Source organism: Aminobacter sp. UC22_36 (assembly GCF_044056035.1).
GTDB lineage: Bacteria > Pseudomonadota > Alphaproteobacteria > Rhizobiales > Rhizobiaceae > Aminobacter.
The window spans coordinates 1,997,265-2,013,019 of sequence record NZ_CP171996.1 but is presented as its reverse complement, the minus strand read 5'-3'; the positions used below and the strand labels follow the sequence as shown (position 1 = coordinate 2,013,019).

At 65.0% G+C, this 15,755-nt stretch carries 16 protein-coding genes and 1 pseudogene; 6 read left to right on the top strand and 11 right to left on the bottom strand.

Annotated elements, in window-relative coordinates:
* The first annotated feature begins 10 nt into the window (after positions 1-10).
* From ACHMW7_RS13100 to ACHMW7_RS13090, 3 genes are read left to right on the top strand one after another with little or no spacing between them, the layout of a single operon-like run.
* Positions 11-859 (top strand): ABC transporter permease, encoded by an 849-nt coding sequence (locus ACHMW7_RS13100; protein ID WP_395450650.1) that lies wholly within the window; start codon positions 11-13, stop codon positions 857-859.
* Positions 860-895: 36 nt separating this feature from the next.
* Positions 896-1,900, top strand: coding sequence for an ABC transporter substrate-binding protein (locus ACHMW7_RS13095; RefSeq protein ID WP_395450649.1), 1,005 nt, complete (start codon positions 896-898; stop codon positions 1,898-1,900).
* 38 nt (positions 1,901-1,938) lie between these two features.
* Entirely contained in the window at positions 1,939-2,709 is a 771-nt protein-coding gene (locus ACHMW7_RS13090) for an ABC transporter ATP-binding protein (protein ID WP_395450648.1), read from the top strand.
* 40 nt (positions 2,710-2,749) lie between these two features.
* On the opposite strand, the gene ACHMW7_RS13085 is transcribed toward ACHMW7_RS13090, so the two are convergent.
* From ACHMW7_RS13085 to ACHMW7_RS13045, 9 genes and pseudogenes are all read right to left on the bottom strand, one after another.
* Positions 2,750-3,349 carry a YdeI family protein gene (locus tag ACHMW7_RS13085; RefSeq protein ID WP_395450647.1) on the bottom strand — a complete coding sequence of 200 codons (600 nt, stop codon included), beginning with the start codon at positions 3,347-3,349 and terminating at the stop codon, positions 2,750-2,752.
* On the bottom strand, positions 3,349-4,605 hold the full coding sequence (locus ACHMW7_RS13080; RefSeq protein ID WP_395450646.1) for a TCR/Tet family MFS transporter: 1,257 nt from the start codon (positions 4,603-4,605) through the stop codon (positions 3,349-3,351). Before ACHMW7_RS13080 ends, ACHMW7_RS13085 begins: the two co-directional genes overlap by 1 nt.
* Positions 4,606-4,802: 197 nt before the next feature.
* On the bottom strand, positions 4,803-5,720 hold the full coding sequence (locus tag ACHMW7_RS13075) for an aldo/keto reductase family oxidoreductase (RefSeq protein WP_395450645.1): 918 nt from the start codon (positions 5,718-5,720) through the stop codon (positions 4,803-4,805).
* A complete protein-coding gene (locus tag ACHMW7_RS13070) occupies positions 5,720-6,634 on the bottom strand; it encodes a neutral zinc metallopeptidase (RefSeq protein WP_395450644.1) in 915 nt (304 codons plus the stop codon). Before ACHMW7_RS13070 ends, ACHMW7_RS13075 begins: the two co-directional genes overlap by 1 nt.
* 118 nt (positions 6,635-6,752) lie before the next feature.
* Positions 6,753-6,941: a hypothetical protein gene (locus tag ACHMW7_RS13065; protein ID WP_395450643.1), complete on the bottom strand. Its 189-nt coding sequence runs from the start codon at positions 6,939-6,941 to the stop codon at positions 6,753-6,755.
* Positions 6,942-6,982: 41 nt separating this feature from the next.
* Entirely contained in the window at positions 6,983-8,197 is a 1,215-nt protein-coding gene (locus ACHMW7_RS13060; protein WP_395450642.1) for a DUF418 domain-containing protein, read from the bottom strand.
* Positions 8,194-8,820 carry a TetR/AcrR family transcriptional regulator gene (locus tag ACHMW7_RS13055; protein ID WP_395450641.1) on the bottom strand — a complete coding sequence of 209 codons (627 nt, stop codon included), beginning with the start codon at positions 8,818-8,820 and terminating at the stop codon, positions 8,194-8,196. The genes ACHMW7_RS13060 and ACHMW7_RS13055 overlap by 4 nt, the downstream gene beginning before the upstream one ends.
* A gap of 108 nt (positions 8,821-8,928) precedes the next feature.
* Positions 8,929-10,011: a hypothetical protein gene (locus ACHMW7_RS13050; RefSeq protein ID WP_395451494.1), complete on the bottom strand. Its 1,083-nt coding sequence runs from the start codon at positions 10,009-10,011 to the stop codon at positions 8,929-8,931.
* Between the two features lie 544 nt (positions 10,012-10,555).
* Positions 10,556-11,116 (bottom strand): annotated as a pseudogene (locus ACHMW7_RS13045) (AMP-binding protein); the annotation flags it as partial.
* 625 nt (positions 11,117-11,741) lie between these two features.
* Between ACHMW7_RS13045 and ACHMW7_RS13040 the strand changes: the two are divergent.
* Complete coding sequence (locus ACHMW7_RS13040; RefSeq protein WP_395450640.1) at positions 11,742-12,377, top strand: dihydrofolate reductase family protein; 636 nt, start codon at positions 11,742-11,744, stop codon at positions 12,375-12,377.
* Positions 12,378-12,471: 94 nt separating this feature from the next.
* On the opposite strand, the gene ACHMW7_RS13035 is transcribed toward ACHMW7_RS13040, so the two are convergent.
* Positions 12,472-13,188, bottom strand: a complete 717-nt coding sequence (locus ACHMW7_RS13035; RefSeq protein WP_395450639.1) for a class I SAM-dependent methyltransferase — start codon at positions 13,186-13,188, stop codon at positions 12,472-12,474.
* 78 nt (positions 13,189-13,266) lie between these two features.
* Positions 13,267-14,439 carry an MFS transporter gene (locus ACHMW7_RS13030; RefSeq protein WP_395450638.1) on the bottom strand — a complete coding sequence of 391 codons (1,173 nt, stop codon included), beginning with the start codon at positions 14,437-14,439 and terminating at the stop codon, positions 13,267-13,269.
* A 146-nt stretch (positions 14,440-14,585) separates the two neighbouring features.
* On the opposite strand from ACHMW7_RS13030, the gene ACHMW7_RS13025 reads away from it, so the two are divergent.
* Both ACHMW7_RS13025 and ACHMW7_RS13020 read left to right on the top strand, forming a co-directional pair.
* Positions 14,586-14,927, top strand: a complete 342-nt coding sequence (locus ACHMW7_RS13025; RefSeq protein WP_395450637.1) for an ArsR/SmtB family transcription factor — start codon at positions 14,586-14,588, stop codon at positions 14,925-14,927.
* A gap of 10 nt (positions 14,928-14,937) precedes the next feature.
* Complete coding sequence (locus ACHMW7_RS13020) at positions 14,938-15,693, top strand: metallophosphoesterase family protein (protein ID WP_395450636.1); 756 nt, start codon at positions 14,938-14,940, stop codon at positions 15,691-15,693.
* Positions 15,694-15,755: the final 62 nt, after the last annotated feature.

Sequence of the window (15,755 nt, the reverse complement as noted above, 5' to 3'; positions counted from 1 at the left end):
GGACACGACGATGAGTTTGCAGCACATAGAACAGCCCAGCGTTTTGGGCGCCGGCATTGGCGACAACAGCTACGGCCACGAGCTTGTCCAGCGCACCAGCCAGGCGGCAGTACGCTTCCTGTCACGTTACGGCGTGCTCGCCGGCTTCGTTGCCTTGTGGCAGCTGTCCAGCACCAACGGCTGGGTCAATCCGGCGGTTATCCCGCCGCCCGACGCCATCATCGCCGCCCTCTGGAACGGCATCACAGGCGGCGCGCTTCTCGATGACATCGCCATTTCGCTGCAGCGCTCGGGCACGGCCTTCGTCGCCGCCGTGTTTGTCGCGATCCCACTGGGCCTGTTCATGGGCCAGGTCCGGGCGGTCGAACGCGCGCTCGACCCGATCCTGCAGGTCTTCCGCCAGACATCGGCGCTGGCGCTCTACCCGGTGTTCATCCTGCTGCTTGGCCTCGGCGAGGCTTCCAAGATCTTCGTTATCTTCTGGGCGACGCTGTTTCCGCTGCTGCTCAACACCATCGGCGGCGTCAAGGAAGTCGATCCCAAGCTGATCGAGATGGCGCGCGTCTATGGCGCGAGCCGCCTGACCGTATTCCGCCGCGTCGTACTGCCGGGTGCCGTACCATCGATCTTCGTCGGCCTCAGGCTGTCGGCCACGACGGCACTCTTGCTGCTCATCGCCTCCGAGATGATCGGCGCCAACAAGGGCGTCGGCTTCCAGGTGATGAACGCCCAGTACAACTTCCAGATCCCGCTGATGTTCGCGGCGATCGTCCTGCTCGCCGGCCTCGGCCTTCTCTCCAACTACGCGCTTGTCCTGCTGCAGCGCCGGATTTGCCGGTGGAGCAATGCCGCCGCCTAAAGCATTTCCTTTCGCCCCCAATCAAGGATCCCGACAATGACATTCAGATTCCGTTCCCTCAGCATCAGCACGCTGGTCGCCGGCAGCCTCTTCGCCGCCGGCCTCGCCGGCACCGCTTTCGCCCAGTCGCCCGAAACGGTGAAGATCCGCTACCTCTCCAGCCAGGGCAGCATCTCGCCGCACGAGCTGGCCAACGAGCTCGGCTATTTCAACGGGCTTGGCATCGAGTTCGAGAATGTCGGCTACGCCCAGGGCGGCCCCGCCTCGCTGTTTGCGCTGGCAGCCGGCAGCGTCGACCTCGGCTCGGCCGCGACCTCGGCGGTCGTCAATTCGATCGCCGGCGGCAACGACTTCGTCGCCGCCTACCCCAGCAACGGCATCAACGACAAGGTTCAGAGCGTCTTTTATGTGCTCGAGGAAAGCCCGATCAAATCGGTCGCCGACATCGCCGGCAAGTCGATCGCCGTCAACACGCTAGGCGCTCATCTCGACTACACCGTGCGCGAGGCGCTGCACCAGGCCAACCTGCCGCAGAATGCCGCCAACCTCGTCGTGGTGCCGGGTCCGCAGCTCGAGCAGACCTTGCGCTCCGGCCAGGTCGACATCGCGGCACTTGGCTACTGGCAGGCCACCTTCGAGGGCCTGCTGAAGGAACATGGCGGCGTCCGCGCCATCTTCGACGACACCGACGTGCTGGGCGAAATCGCCGGCGGCTTCGTCGTGCTGCGCCGCGACTTCGTCAAGGCCCACCCCGACGCTGCCCGCAACTTCGTCGAGCAGTCGACCCGTGCTGCCGAATGGTCGCGCCGGAACCCCGATGAGGCGCGCAAGGTGCTGGCATCGATCCTGTCTAAGCGCGGCGAGAACGCCGACCTGGCCAAGTACTGGACCGGCTTCGGCCTTCGCGAGGGCGCGCAGGCGGTTCCCCGCGACCTCGACTTCTGGATCACCGTGCTCGAACGCGAAGGCTCGCTGCCCAAAGGCAAGCTCAAGGCCGCCGACCTGCTGTTCCAGCCCAACGCCGAAGCGAAATCGAACTGAGCCCGAAAGGGCCAGGCCAAAGACATCGGGGAAAGACCATGACCAGCATCGACAGCAGCCGCCGCGGCGAGGTTTCGATCCGCGACCTCTCGAAATCCTTCGCCATCAACGGCCGCCCGTTGTCGGTGCTCAAGGGCCTGAACCTCGACATCCGATCAGGCGAATGCCTTGTCATCGTCGGCGCTTCGGGATCGGGCAAGACCACGCTGCTGCGTGTGCTGGCCGGCCTCGAGGCAGCCGATGGCGGCCGGGTGCTGATTGACGGCGAACCGGTGCATGGCGTTGGTTCCGACCGCGCCGTGATCTTCCAGGAACCGCGGCTGCTGCCCTGGCTGACGGTGCTCGGCAATGTCGCCTTCGGCCTCGTAGTGCGCGGTGGGCAGCGCGCCCGGGCCGAGGAGCGGGCCCGCGACTATATCGGGCTCGTCGGCCTCGGCGACTTCACCGATGCCTATCCCAGGCAGCTCTCGGGCGGCATGGCCCAGCGCGTCGGCATCGCCCGGGCGCTGACCGTGCAGCCCGAGATCCTATTGCTCGACGAGCCGCTCGGCGCGCTCGACGCCATGACCAAGATCACCATGCAGGAAGAGCTCGCCCGCATCTGGAGCGAGGAGAGCGTCACCATGGTCATGGTCACCCACGATCTCGAAGAAGCGATCTATCTCGCCGACCGGGTGCTGGTACTGCCCAAGGAAAAGGGTGCCGCCGCCCGCCTGATCGAGGTCGACCTGCCCCGCCCGCGCGACCGCAGCGAACCCCGTTTCGTCCGCTACCGCGAGGAATTGCTGCGCGAATTCGGGCTGCACTGAGCAAGGTGAGGAGCCGCCGGTCTCCGGCACAGCCTCCTGGCTACTTTTTCCCCTGCGGGTAGATCGTATCGCCGCGCTTCAGCATGGCGACGAAGGTTTCGATCTTCTTCCTGCGCCCGGCCTCGGTCTTCATGTTGTGGGTGCGGAAAGCCAGCGCGAAGCGGTTCTGCTCGCTGAGCCTGCCGAGCATCGCCTTCGCCTCGGGTTCTGCATCGATGGCGGCCTGGAGATCGTCGGGGATCAGCATGTCCTTGCCGCTCTTGTAGGCGCGGTCCCAGCGCCCGTCCGCCTTGGCCGCCTCGACCTGCTTCATCCCGTGCTCGGTCATCCGGCCTTCGGCGATCAGGCGCGCCACGCTGTCGACATTGATCTGGCTCCAGGTGCCCTTCTTGCCGCGCGGCGAGTAGCGCTGCAGGAAGCTCTTGTCGTCGAGCCCCTTGCGTACGCCGTCGATCCAGCCCCAGCACAACACGACCTCGATTGCCTCCTTCGGCGTGATCGACTGCAGCCCCGATCCGACCTTGTGGACCTTGATCCAGACCTCGTCCTGGGTGTCGTGATGCTGGCTTAGCCAGGCATAAAAGCTCTCCACATCGACGAATTCGCGGACCTTATCAGGGTCGACATAAACCGGCGCCATCAGTTGACCTGCTCCACTTCGGCAGCAGCTACCTTCTTGGTCGCCGGCCGCTCGACCTTGAAAATGAGCACCAGCAGTGACAAAGCAAGGAAGATACCGCCGACCGCATAGGGTGCGCCGGCGAATGTCACCGGCGCGCTCGGCCCGGTGAACCAGGCGAAGATGCCGGTGTAAAGCAGCGGCGTGATGATGCTGGTGATCGAAAACAGGCTGGTCATCGCCCCCTGCAGCTCGCCCTGCGCATCGGGTGGCACCTTGGCCGCGGCCAGGCTCCTGAGCGGTGGGTCAGCAAGTGCTTCCAGGCAGGTCACGACGATCACCGCATAAATCATCCAGCCCTGCCAGGCGGCGGCGTAGCCGAAGGCGGCGATGGTGGTGAAGGCAAGGCCAAGCACGGCGGTGCGCCATTCGCCCAGTCTCGGTATGACACGCGGCAGCACCAGCGCCATGACAAGCGCACCGCCAAGACCGAACACGCCGAGCGAGAAACCGATCTGCCGTTCGCTCCAGCCATAACGATAGCTGCCGACGAACGACCAGACCGCCGGATACATCATGTGCCCAAGCGCCATCAGGAAAAACACCAGCCCGATCCAGCCGATGCCCTTGTATTTGCGCATCTGCTTGAGTGCGCCGAGCGGGTTGGCGCGGCGCCATTCGAAGGCGCGCCTGTTGTGGCGCGCCAGCGTCTCGGGCAAGAAAAACAGCGCCACCAGGAAATTGACGAAGGCGAGCACTGCTGCGCCCCAGAACGGCACACGCGGCCCGAATTCGCCAAGAAAGCCGCCGAGCACCGGCCCGATGATGAAGCCTATGCCGAAGGCGATGCCGAGCAGGCCGAAATTCTTGGCCCGGTTGTCGTCATTCGAGACGTCGGCGATAAAGGCGGCTGCGGTCGAGTAGCTCGCGCCGCTGATGCCGGCGAGCACGCGGCCGACAAACAGCATCGGATACGACCAGGCGAGCGCGCATATGGCGTTGTCGATGGCAAAGGTCAGCACCGATGCGAGTAGGATCGGCCGGCGCCCGAAACGGTCACTGAGATTGCCCATCAGCGGCGCAAACAGGAACTGCATCGCGGCATAGACGAAAAACAGCCAGCCGCCCTCGATCGCCGCCGCGCCGACGCCGACGCCGGTCAGTTCCTGCAGGAAGGCCGGCAGCACCGGCATGATGATGCCGAAGCCGATGATGTCGAGCAGCAATGTGACGAAGACGAGCGCAAGGCCTCGCTTCGCGGTCTTCTCATCAACCATGTCGAACCCACAGGCGCCGCTTCGAGGCCGCGAAGATCAGTGGAGATGCACCGGCGCGAGCATCCGGAAGGGATGCTTGAGCGCCAGCTTCGAACCGCCGGGGGCATGCGGAAAACTGCTTATAGGCGAAGCAGTCATCAAGAACAATACAAGAACATATCAATTTTGTTCATGGCGGGAGGGCGTCTTGCGGAACATTACGCGACCGCGTGGCCCTCGCTCGCCTCGAGAATGGCAAACCACTGCTGGCGGTCGAGGCTAACGTCCAGCGCCTTGACCAGCGCGTTCAGCCGCTCCGGCTTCATCGTGCCGAGCACCGGCACCAGCCTCGCCGGATGCCTGAGCAGCCAGGCGATGGCGATTGTCGAGATGTCGTGGCCGCCGACCTCAGCCGCGACGGCACTCAGCGCCGCCCGCACCTTGTGCTCGCGCGTGCCTTCGCCGGTGAACAGCAAACCGCCGCCCAGCGGCGACCAGATCATCGGCGCGTAACCCAGCCGTTGCGCATGATCGAGCCGCCCATCGGTCAAAGCCGAAGTCTCCAGCACCGAATGTTCGATCTGGTTGGTGACGAGCGAAAACGGCAGCCGCGAAGCCAGCAGGTCGAACTGCGCGGGCGTGAAGTTGGACACGCCGACCGCCCGCACCTTGCCGGCCGAGACCAGCCGCTCGAAGGCACGCGCCGTGTCGTCGGCGTCCATCAGCGGATCGGGCCGGTGGATTAGCAGCAGGTCGAGATAGTCGGTGCGAAGGTTTTTCAGCGAGCGCTCGACCGAGGCGGTGATATGGGCGGCACCGGTGTCGTAGTGCTTCAGCCGGTTCTGGGGCCGATTGGGCGAGGCCAGCATGATGCCGCATTTGGAGATCAGCTCGATGCCGTCGCGCCGGCCCTTCCAGCGCGCCAGCCCCGCGCCAAAGGCTTCCTCGACCGCGTAGCCGCCATAGATGTCGGCATGGTCGAAGCTGGTCAGGCCAAGATCGACGGCCGCATCGATCAGCCGCGCCACCTCGTCGCCATCAGGCCTTTGGCCGTCGAGCAGCCGCCAGGCGCCAAACACCAGCCGCGACAGCGACAGGCCGCCTGCCGTCAGTTCAATGCGTGGCGGGGTGGCCATCAGATCGGATTGTTGAAGGTGTCGCACTCCGACAGCTTGCCGCTCTTGAAGCCGGCGGCAAACCAGCGCTGGCGCTGCTGCGAGGTGCCGTGATTGAAGCTTTCCGGCACGACATAGCCCTGCATGCGCTTCTGCAGCGTGTCGTCGCCGATCTGCTGGGCGGCGTTCAGCGCCTCTTCTATGTCACCTTGTTCGAGCAGGCCCTTCTGGTCGGTATAGTGGCCCCACACGCCGGCGAAGCAGTCGGCCTGCAGCTCGACGCGCATCGACATCTGATTGGCGTCGGCCTCGCTCATCTGCTGCCGCATCTGGTTGAACTTGGGCAGGATGCCGGTCAGGTTCTGGACGTGGTGGCCGACCTCATGGGCAATGACATAGGCCTGGGCGAAATCTCCGGCAGCGCCGAACTGCTTGGCCAACTGGCCGAAGAAGGCGGTGTCGAGATAGACCTTCTGATCACCCGGGCAATAGAACGGCCCGGATGCCGACGAGGCGAAGCCGCAGGCCGAACGGACCTGGCCCGAAAACAGCACCAGCTTCGGCTCCTGGTATTTCAGCCCTTCAGCCTGGAAGATGCCGTTCCAGGTGTCCTCGGTCTCGGCCAGCACGGTCGAGACGAACTGGGTCATCTCGTCATTGGCCGGGGCGCCACCCTGGGTCACCTGACCGCTGCCGCCGGGCACCGAGCCATCGTCGCCGCCCGACAGGATCTGCATCGGGTCGATGCCGCAGGCCCGCAGTGCAAAAAACAGCACGACAAGGATGATGATGCCGGAAAGCCCGCCACCGCCGGTCGACATGCGCGGTCCCATCGGCAAGCGTCCGCCGCCCAGGCCTCCACCAAGCCCACCGCCGCCGCCCTCGCCGCGCGTATCCTGGACATTGTCACTCTGGCGGCGGCCTCTCCAGCGCATAGGCGTATCCCTCAATGTTTGTCGCGGGCTACGCCGCTCAATGCAGACAATTAGCCCAACCCCTGCGGCAAGTCACAGGGTTTTTGCTTGTGCCACCCGTTGGCCGGGAGCGGCAAAATCAGCTTTTCTGCTTGGTGCCGGCGCTCTTGCCGTCGGAGCTTTTCGAACGCTCCTCGAAGCGCTTTTCGCCTTTCGCGAAGTCGCGCCCGGTCTTGGCCTCGACCTTGCGCTCCTGCTTGGCCGCAGCCTGACGCAGACCTCTGGCGGCCTGTTTTCCCTTGGCGGTCGGGGCTTGTGTGATGGCCATTTTCGCTTCCTCCCAGGTGCCGCGAATGCGCGACGCTCAAGCTAACGCGACGCGGCGGCAGACGTTCCCTGCTTGCGCAGGCTTGGCCATGCCGCGATCGTCACCGCGCGCAGCAGCCACTCGAGCGGGCCGTAGACGAAATGCGCCATCCACCAGCGGCTGAGTGCCAGTTGCACCGCGAAGATCGCCACGGCCAGCAGCAGCCCGCCGAGCGGCGACACCTCGCCCATCAGCCTGAAGCCGTAGGCATAAAACAGCGTGGCGCAGACCAGCGACTGGAACAGGTAGTTGGACAGTGCCATGCGCCCTGCCGGCGCCAGCATCCCGGCCAGACGCCTGGACCCTTGGAACGCCAGCATCGCCAGCGCGACATAGGCCCCGGTCAACAGCGGCGCGGTCAGCAGGCCAACCGCGAGCCCCGGCAGGTCCCATACTGTGCCAACCAGATAGACCGAGCTCCAACCGTAGAATGCCGCACCCGCCAGGCCGATGGTCAGGCCGGCGACAAGCATGCGGCACAAAAGCGGCCGGTAGTCGTCGAGCCGCACGAACAGCCGGCGCTTGCCGGCAACCAGGCCTACGAGAAACATCGCCAGCGCCGACGGCCCTTGCATCAACCCGATCACCACCCAGACATTGCCGAGCTCGACAAGGTGCTGGTCGATCACCGTGCCTGGCGTACCGAGATAGGCAGCCATGGCCGCCTCGCCCTCGGCCAGGTTCGTCGCCGGATCGAGTGCCGCCGGGTCGAGCAGTTGCAGCACGGCGAAGATCGCCCACAGCGCCGCCGCACCGATGACCAGCCATTTCGCCAGCCGGAGCGCGGTTGCTTCCTTGATGTCGCGCAACACGAGCAGCACCACGCCAAGCACGGCATAGGTCGTCAGAATGTCGCCGTGGAACAGCAGCACGGCATGGGCCAGCCCGATGACCCACAGCCCGACCTGCCGTCGCAACAGCCGCGGCACGAATGCCTCGCCGGCGCGCTCGGCAGATTGCACCTGCAGCGTAAAGCTGTAGCCGAACAGGAACGAGAACAGCAGGTAGAATTTCGTCTCGAACAACATGGCGATGAAGAATTGCACGGCACGGTCAACCGGACCGGAAAAGGCCGGGTCGGCAACGCCCAGGCCGTAATAGGGCGAGGCAAAGGCGGTGATGTTGACCACCAGTATGCCAAACAGCGCAAAGCCGCGCAGCGCATCGACATCGGTGATGCGCTCTTGTTTGCCGGCTTTTTGGATCATCATGGTCATGCGCCTTTACTTCCATTGGCAACATCCATGGCGGGCCGCAAAAGCCGCCTGAGCAGGATGCGCATCGTCTTGTGCTGGTTGTCCGCCTCGACTTCCGCTTCGGTAGCGGTGCGGCTGAAAATCCCGTCGACCAGGGCAGCGATCCAGGTCGCCGCATCGTCCGTGTCGAGCATGGCGTCGATCTGGCCGCGGGCCGCCGCCGCGGTCAAAAGCGCCTGCAACGCGGCGCGCAATTCACGGTCGTTGCGCTCGAAGCGCATGGCAATTGCCGGCTCGCGCCCGGCTTCCGCTGCAATCTCCAGCGCCAGCAACGAAAATTCGTGATCGGCGGCCAGCACCAGCATGACGTCCATGAATTCGATCAGCGCGGCGTAAAGATCGTCACGCGCGCCAAGCGTGCGGAAGTAGGCGGCGGTCTCGTCGCCGTCCTGGTCGACGATCGCGCCGAGCACCGCCTGCTTGTTGGGAAAATAGTGAAACAGATTGCCCGGGCTCATTCCGGCCGCGGCGCAAATCTCGGCGGTGCTGGCCTGGTGAAATCCCCTCCTGGCGAAACATGCCTTCGCCGCATCGATGATCGCCTGCCGCCGCGTGGCATGCTCTTCCGAATTGACCTTCCGCATTTGTTGCCTCAATTATTTAATAGACTAGTCGATCTATTAAATATCGAAATGCGCGAAGTCAACCGGTGGCATAACCACTGGCTGTCACCGCATGGGCGAGAGAAAACGCTATTCCGCCGGCGCCGCGTAAGCGCCGATCATAGCTCGTTGGCTTCGCCGGCCAGCCAGCCAAGCCGTCAGTACCTTCTGGGCGTGGAAGATGGCGATCCCGGTCAGGATACCGGTCGCAACGCTTAATGTGGTCATCACCGGCCACGGCAGCTTGAGCTGCGGCAGCAACAGCTCCGGCACCAGGCGATGGAACAGGTAGATGTGATATCCGGCCGCCGCCACCGGCAGGGCCAGCGCCGCGACCTGGCGCGGAACGGTGATGCGCGGCGCGTAGAGCAGCATGGCGACGCAGGCCAGCTGCAGCATGAACTTGACCCAGGAACCGGTCCAGTTGCCGCCCCAATAGGCCATGACAGGGAAGGCGACGGCGGCTGCGCCGAACACCAGCAGGCGCTGCTGCCTTGTTTGCGCATAAAAGGCGCACCAGCCGAAAGCGGCGAGATAGAACACGTCCGACACGGTGAATATCTGCACCGCACCGACAGCCCAGACCTTTGGCGCCAGGAATTTGACCGCAACGGTCAAGACGAGCGCGCCCATGCCCGCCGTGAACGGATTTGCGGTTACCCGTCGTCGCACTGCCGGCAACAAAAACAGCCCGGCGACGATCAGCATGACCTGCGCATAGGCTTCCACGAACCAGTAGAGGTAAGGCAGCATGTGTCTGGGATCGAAGATGCCGAGATTGCCGACAAGGAAGACCGACGGCCACAGCACCTCGCCGCGGGCGATCGAAAAGCCGATGACCAGCGGCGCATAGACGGCAAGGTTTGCCGCCACCACCCGCAGCAACCGCGACGTCTCCCCGCGCATCAAGGCTGCGCCATGGAACCGCGCCAGCCCGTGGCCGACAAGCATGACCAGTGCTGCGGCCCCACCCGGAATGGGCCACAGCGTCGCGTGATGCAAAACCACCAGCAGGATCGCCAGCGCCCGCATCAAAAGGTCGGTGTCGACGACGCGAAGGCTCCCCTTCTGGCTTCCCAGCCGGGCAAGCACCCCGACCGGCATCTTTTCCCAGCCTTCGGGGATGCGGCCCAGCTTGCGCTCCAGCGTCAGCGACAACTGCACGTATAGCAACGAGTTCCCCGCCCAGTGCCTCGAAGCTGTCGGCAGGCGTCACCCGCCGGGGGTAGAAGGCCCGGCCAAATGCCTCGATGACCCCGACATCGGCCTTCTGGTTTCGCCGGGCAAGCTGCGCCACCGCCTGGCAGTCGATCTTGCCCGATGCAAGCCGGGGCAAGGCATCGACGGCCACAGCCTCGACATGCAGCGGCGTCAGTCCGCTCGCCGCGATCATGAGCCTGCAAATGTCCTCCGGCGCTTCACCCGACGCAAAGGCCGCGACCAGCCGCCGGTCGTCGCCAATCACCGCCGCCACGACACCTCGGCTTGCCAGCGCATGTTCCATCGCTTCGTGGCTGATCCTCAGACCTGCGATCTTCGACATGCGCTTGAGGCGACCAACGATGCGGAAAAAGCCGTTCTCGCAGCGTTCGGCGAGATCGCCGGTGCGCAGCTCGTCGAGCTCCGCGCCTCGCGCCAGATCGCGCCGGTCACGCGCATAGCCCATCATCACGTTCGGACCGCGATAGACGAGCTCGCCCACCTCATCGCAGCCCTCGATCCGACTTCCGTCTTCGCCAACCAGTGCCAGTTCGCCGCCGGGAATAGCAATGCCGATGCTGTCGGGATTGCCGGCCAATGCCTGCGGCGGCACATAGGCGATCCGGGCCGTCGCCTCGGTCTGGCCGTACATCAAGAACAACTGTCGCCCCGAGGTTTCGAGCTTGCGCCGGAACGTCTCGGCGAGCCCGGCCGGCATCCGGCCGCCCGCCACAGTCATGAAGCGCAGCAACGGCAAGGCGTCCGGCCCGAAGCCAGCTTTCTCCATCAACTCAAGGGAATAGGGCACGCCACTGATGTTGGTGACCTCGGCCAGCTTCAATTCGGCAGCACAGCCCGGATCGGCGACGCCCTTGGCCGCAACAAACACGCTCGCCCCGACTGCCAGGTGCGAATTGAGCACCGACAGCCCATAGGAATAGTGGAACGGCAGGATGAGCGCCCCACGATCGTTCTGCGTCAGGCCGAGATAACCAGCGATCGAATCGGCATTGCTGTCGATGTTTTGACGCGACAGCCTGACGAAGCGGCTCTTGCCGGTGCTGCCCGAAGTCGCCATCAGCACGGCGAGGTCAGGGTGCAGCGCCTGCCCCGTTCCCTCGCCCTCGACCAGGCGCCAGCGTCCGTCGAACTGCCTTATGCACAGTTCAGGATGAAAATCCTCTTCAAACGCGTCAAACGCCTGCGCATCGCCCGGTGCGATCAGCGCCACGGCGTGGCCGCCGGCCCGCGCGGCCAGATAGGCCACGATGGCATGCTCGGAATTCGCCGCCTCCAGTGCCACAAGCTTGCGGCCGCTGCCGAAGCCGGTAGCCATCGTGGCAACGCGATATGCCAGTTCGGCGTAGCCGATGGCAGGGCGATCAGCGAAGATCAGCGCCGGGCGGTCGCCATGCGCTGCCAGTTTCTGCAGGAATGCCATTCGTCGCTCGCCCCCGCCGCCTCTCTTGCAGCCACATGAACGCGCGAGCCGATAACCTTATTCCTGATCATTTGCATCAAGAAAATGCGGGCCTTCTAATATACGCCGGCTTTTTGTCCAGCCGCTCCCCCGCACCCGGCGGGCCCTCACAGCGGCTGCTCCATTCCCTGAGCCGATTACGCGTGAGGTAATTGTCCGCCTGGCGGGGCCCATGCTCTGACATCGCGTCCGCAAAAAATTGCCAACGCTATCAGGAGCAAAAATGAGAAAGATCATCGCCGCCACCTTCATCAGCATCGATGGCGTCATGCAGGCGCCTGGCGGCCCCACCGAAGATCCCTCCGGCGGCTTCCGATTCGGTGGCTGGCAAGCCCCGCATTTCGACGAGGCGCTGGGTGCTGCCCTGGGCGAGGTCTTCTCAAAGCCTTTCGACCTGCTGCTCGGCCGCAAGACCTACAACATCTTCGCCGCCTACTGGCCTTTTGTCGGTGCGGATGACCCGCTCGGCCCGGTCTTCGACCGCATCACCAAACTTGTCGCCACCCGAACGCCCGACCGCGCGCTCGAGTGGCAGAACAGCCAGACGCTCGGCGCCGACATTGTGGCAACCCTGAAGAAGGTGAAACAGTCGGACGGCACGGATATCCTGGTCCAAGGCTCCAGCGATCTGATCCAGACGCTGCTCGCCAACGGCCTGATCGACGAGTTCACCCTTGTCGTCGTCCCTGTCATGCTTGGCAAAGGCAAGCGCCTGTTTGGCGACGGCGTCCTGCCGATGGGCATGAAACTGGTCTCCTCGCAGACCACCCCCGCCGGTGTCATCGTCGTGAAGTATCAGCCCGATGGCGCGGTGAAGATTGGCGATTTTTCCCTGGAAGATCCCACACAGGCAGCCTGAGCGCCGTCGCGATGCCTGACGCAGATGCCCCTCTTCTGTGCGTAGGGCAACATTATGCCGCCGCTCGACGTCGGGCAGACTGATAGCCCGCAGCTCAAGCCAGGATGCGCGCCTTGATCCAGAGGAACAGCGGAAGGCGCGCCCACTTGCGCAGCAGGTCGGAGTTGACAACGTCGGGAATGGGCTCACGCAACGCCGTAATGGCCAGGCCCGCTCCCTCCAGCGCCGCCATGTAGTCCTCGAGCGGCTGCGACCAGCCGGCGAAATGCATCGTCAGCCCGTCGCGCTCTTCTTCGCCATCGAAATGCTCGCGGCCGAAATAGCTGCCGTCGACCACGAAGGGTGCATCGGCCGCCTCTCCCTCAAAGCGCCCGCGATCCCTGAACGGGTGGACGAGCGAGATGAACAGCGTGCCGCTTGGCTTCATCATGCGGCGGATTTCCTTGAGTGCCGCAGGCACGTCGTCGACGTCCATCAGCACATTGTAGGCCATGACCAGGTCGAACTGGCCATCGTCGAAGGGAAGCTTGTCTGTCGAAGCGATGCGATAATCGTCGGCCGAATTGGCCTGCCGTGCCGCTTCCACCATCGCCGGCACGACGTCGGTCGCAGTCACATGGAAGCCCAGCGCCTTCAGTTCGCGGCTGACACGGCCTTCGCCGCAGCCGACCTCGAGCGCGCGGCCAAAGCCGCTGCCGATGAACCGCGTCAGCCCCTCGCGATAGACCCAGAAGGCGTCATGGCTGGGCGAACGCGCCCAGGCGATCCACTGGTCGGCTACACATGTCCAATGCTCTTCGTCGCTTTTCATCTCGTCCATCCCGGCCGGTCGAATGTCGCATCTAAGACAGTTCGGCCGGCGGGGAAAGCGGTGCCTGTTGGGCCAGCCTCAACGCGCAGCGGCGAGCCGGATCGACCGACTGCTGGCCGCGAGCACGGCCAGCGCCACCAGCGGGAACGCCGCCGCGACAAGGCCGAGATCGGACGGCCTGGCGAATTCCAGCACCCGGCCGCCAATGACGGTGCCAAGTGCGATGCCAAAATAGAGTGCGGAGGCGTTGAGTGACAGCGTCAGATGCGCCACCTCGGGGCCGAAGCCGACGATGCGGCTTGCCTGCGCCGGCGGGAACGCCCAGCCGATGATGCCCCACGGCACCATCAGCGCGATCAGCACGGGGCCGGCGACATGGTGCGGCAGAAGCTTCAAGGTCAGGGCGATGGCGATGCAGAAGCCCGACGACATCAACAGCGAGATCACCACCATGCGCGTCGCGCCGATGCGGTCGGCGAGATAGCCGCTCGACAGGTTGCCTATGACGGCACCGGCGCCGAAGGCCAAAAGCATGCCCGGAAGTGCTATGGCCGGCAGCCCCGCCCCTTCCAGCGCCAGCGGCGCGATGTAGGAAATCACGGTGAAGCCGCCAGCGAGGTAAAGCAGCGTCACCACCAGCGACGGCAGGACGCCGGGCCGGGCAATGGCAGTGAAGCGTTCGGCCAGCGTCAGCTTGATGCCGCGCGAGCCCCTGGGCAGCCGCACCCACAGGATCGCGGCGCAGGAGATGCCAAGCAGCGCAATGGCAACGAAGGTGCCGCGCCAGCCCCACATCGTGGCGATCAGCGAGCCCACAGGCGCGCCGAGTGCCACGGCGAATGTCGTGCCGCCGACGACCACGGCGATGGCCCGCGCCCGGTGTTCGGGCCCGGCCAGCGACACGGCAGTCGCTTGTGCGGTCGCGGCATAGAGCCCGGCCGACATGCCCATCACGATCTGCGCGACCAGCAGCCCGGCAAACGAACCGCTCGTCGCCGCGATGATGTTGCCGAGAACGAACACCAGCATGGTCGCGGCCAGCACGCGTCGCCTGTCGATTTCGCCGGCCAGCGCCGACAGCACCGGCGCGCCAATTGCATAAGCGAGCGAAAACGCCATGATCAGGTAGCCGGCGAAGGGTACCGAGACGTGAGCGTCGCCGGCGATCATCGGCAGCAGGCTGGAAAACACGAAGCCGACGGTGCTCATGGCGAACGAGCCGACCGCCAGCCAGATAAGGCGCTTGTCCATGACAGGATCCTTAGTTCAAAATACATTGAACTATTGAACTTCTCGTTGCGGCATGTCAATCTGCATCTCGTCGGCTCCTGCCAGCCTGGTGTCAGCAGTTGGCGCCGAGCCTTGAACCGCTTCAACCGCACAGCTACCTTCCGACCATGTCCCTGCCGCATCCAAATCTCGACCAGATCAGCCTCGCCAACGTGCTCGCCGTGCTCGGCGACCAGACCCGGCTCGCCGTCGTCGGCTATCTCGCGCGCAACGAGGGCGTGGCGATGAGCTGTGGCCAGTTTTCCGAGTTCGGCTCCAAGACCAACCTTTCCTATCACCTCGCCAAGCTGCGCGAGGCCGGCATCACCCGCACCGAGGTCTCGGGCACCAGCCGGCTGATCTCGTTGCGCCGCGATGACCTCGACAGCCGCTTCCCCGGCCTGCTCGATTCGATCATCACCGCAGCACAGGACCTTCCCGCACTCGAGCGGCTCCGCGACGAGGCCTGAGGACATCGCCTTGCGCATTGCCGTCATCGCCGACATCCATGGCAACATCCTTGCGCTGGAGGCGGTGCTCGCCGACCTCGCCCGCCGTGGCGGCGCCGACGTGACCGTTAATCTCGGCGACCTCGTCTCCGGCCCGCTCTGGCCCGGCGAAACCGCCGAGCGGCTTCAGGTGCTCGGCTGGCCGACGGTTCGCGGCAACCACGACCGCCGCGCCGCCACCGATCCGCTCGACGTGATGGGCCCATCCGACCGCTTTGCCCATGATCGCCTGACGCCGGCCCAGCGCGACTGGTTGGGCGCGCTGCCGCTGACGCTGGAAATCGCCCCGTCGGTGCTCGCCTTCCACGCCCGCCCCGACCACGACGAGCGCTACCTCTCCGAGGTCATCGACGAAGGCCAGCTCATCCGCGCGCCGCTGAAGGTCATCGAAAGCCGCCTCAGGCGGATCGACCCGAAATACCGGCTGCTGCTCGCCGGCCACAGCCACCGTGCCGATCTCGTCCGGCTCTCCGACGGGCGCCTGTTGTTCAACCCCGGCAGCGTCGGCATTCCGGCCTACAGTGACGACACCCCACCCACCCATGTCTCCGAACAGGGCTCGCCGCTGGCACGCTATGGCCTCGTCGAGCTCGACGCAGCGGGCGCCGTCGTCGGCATCGATGCCCTCGCCGTCACTTACGACCACGAGGCCGCCGCCCGCCGCGCTGAGGAAAGCGGCCGCCCGGAATGGGCGCATGCGCTGCGCACCGGCTTCATGCCGGACTGAGCCAGCCGGCTGTTCGCCACCGCCACTTTGGCCTAGGCTCCTCCCGCACGGTGTGGAGGAAC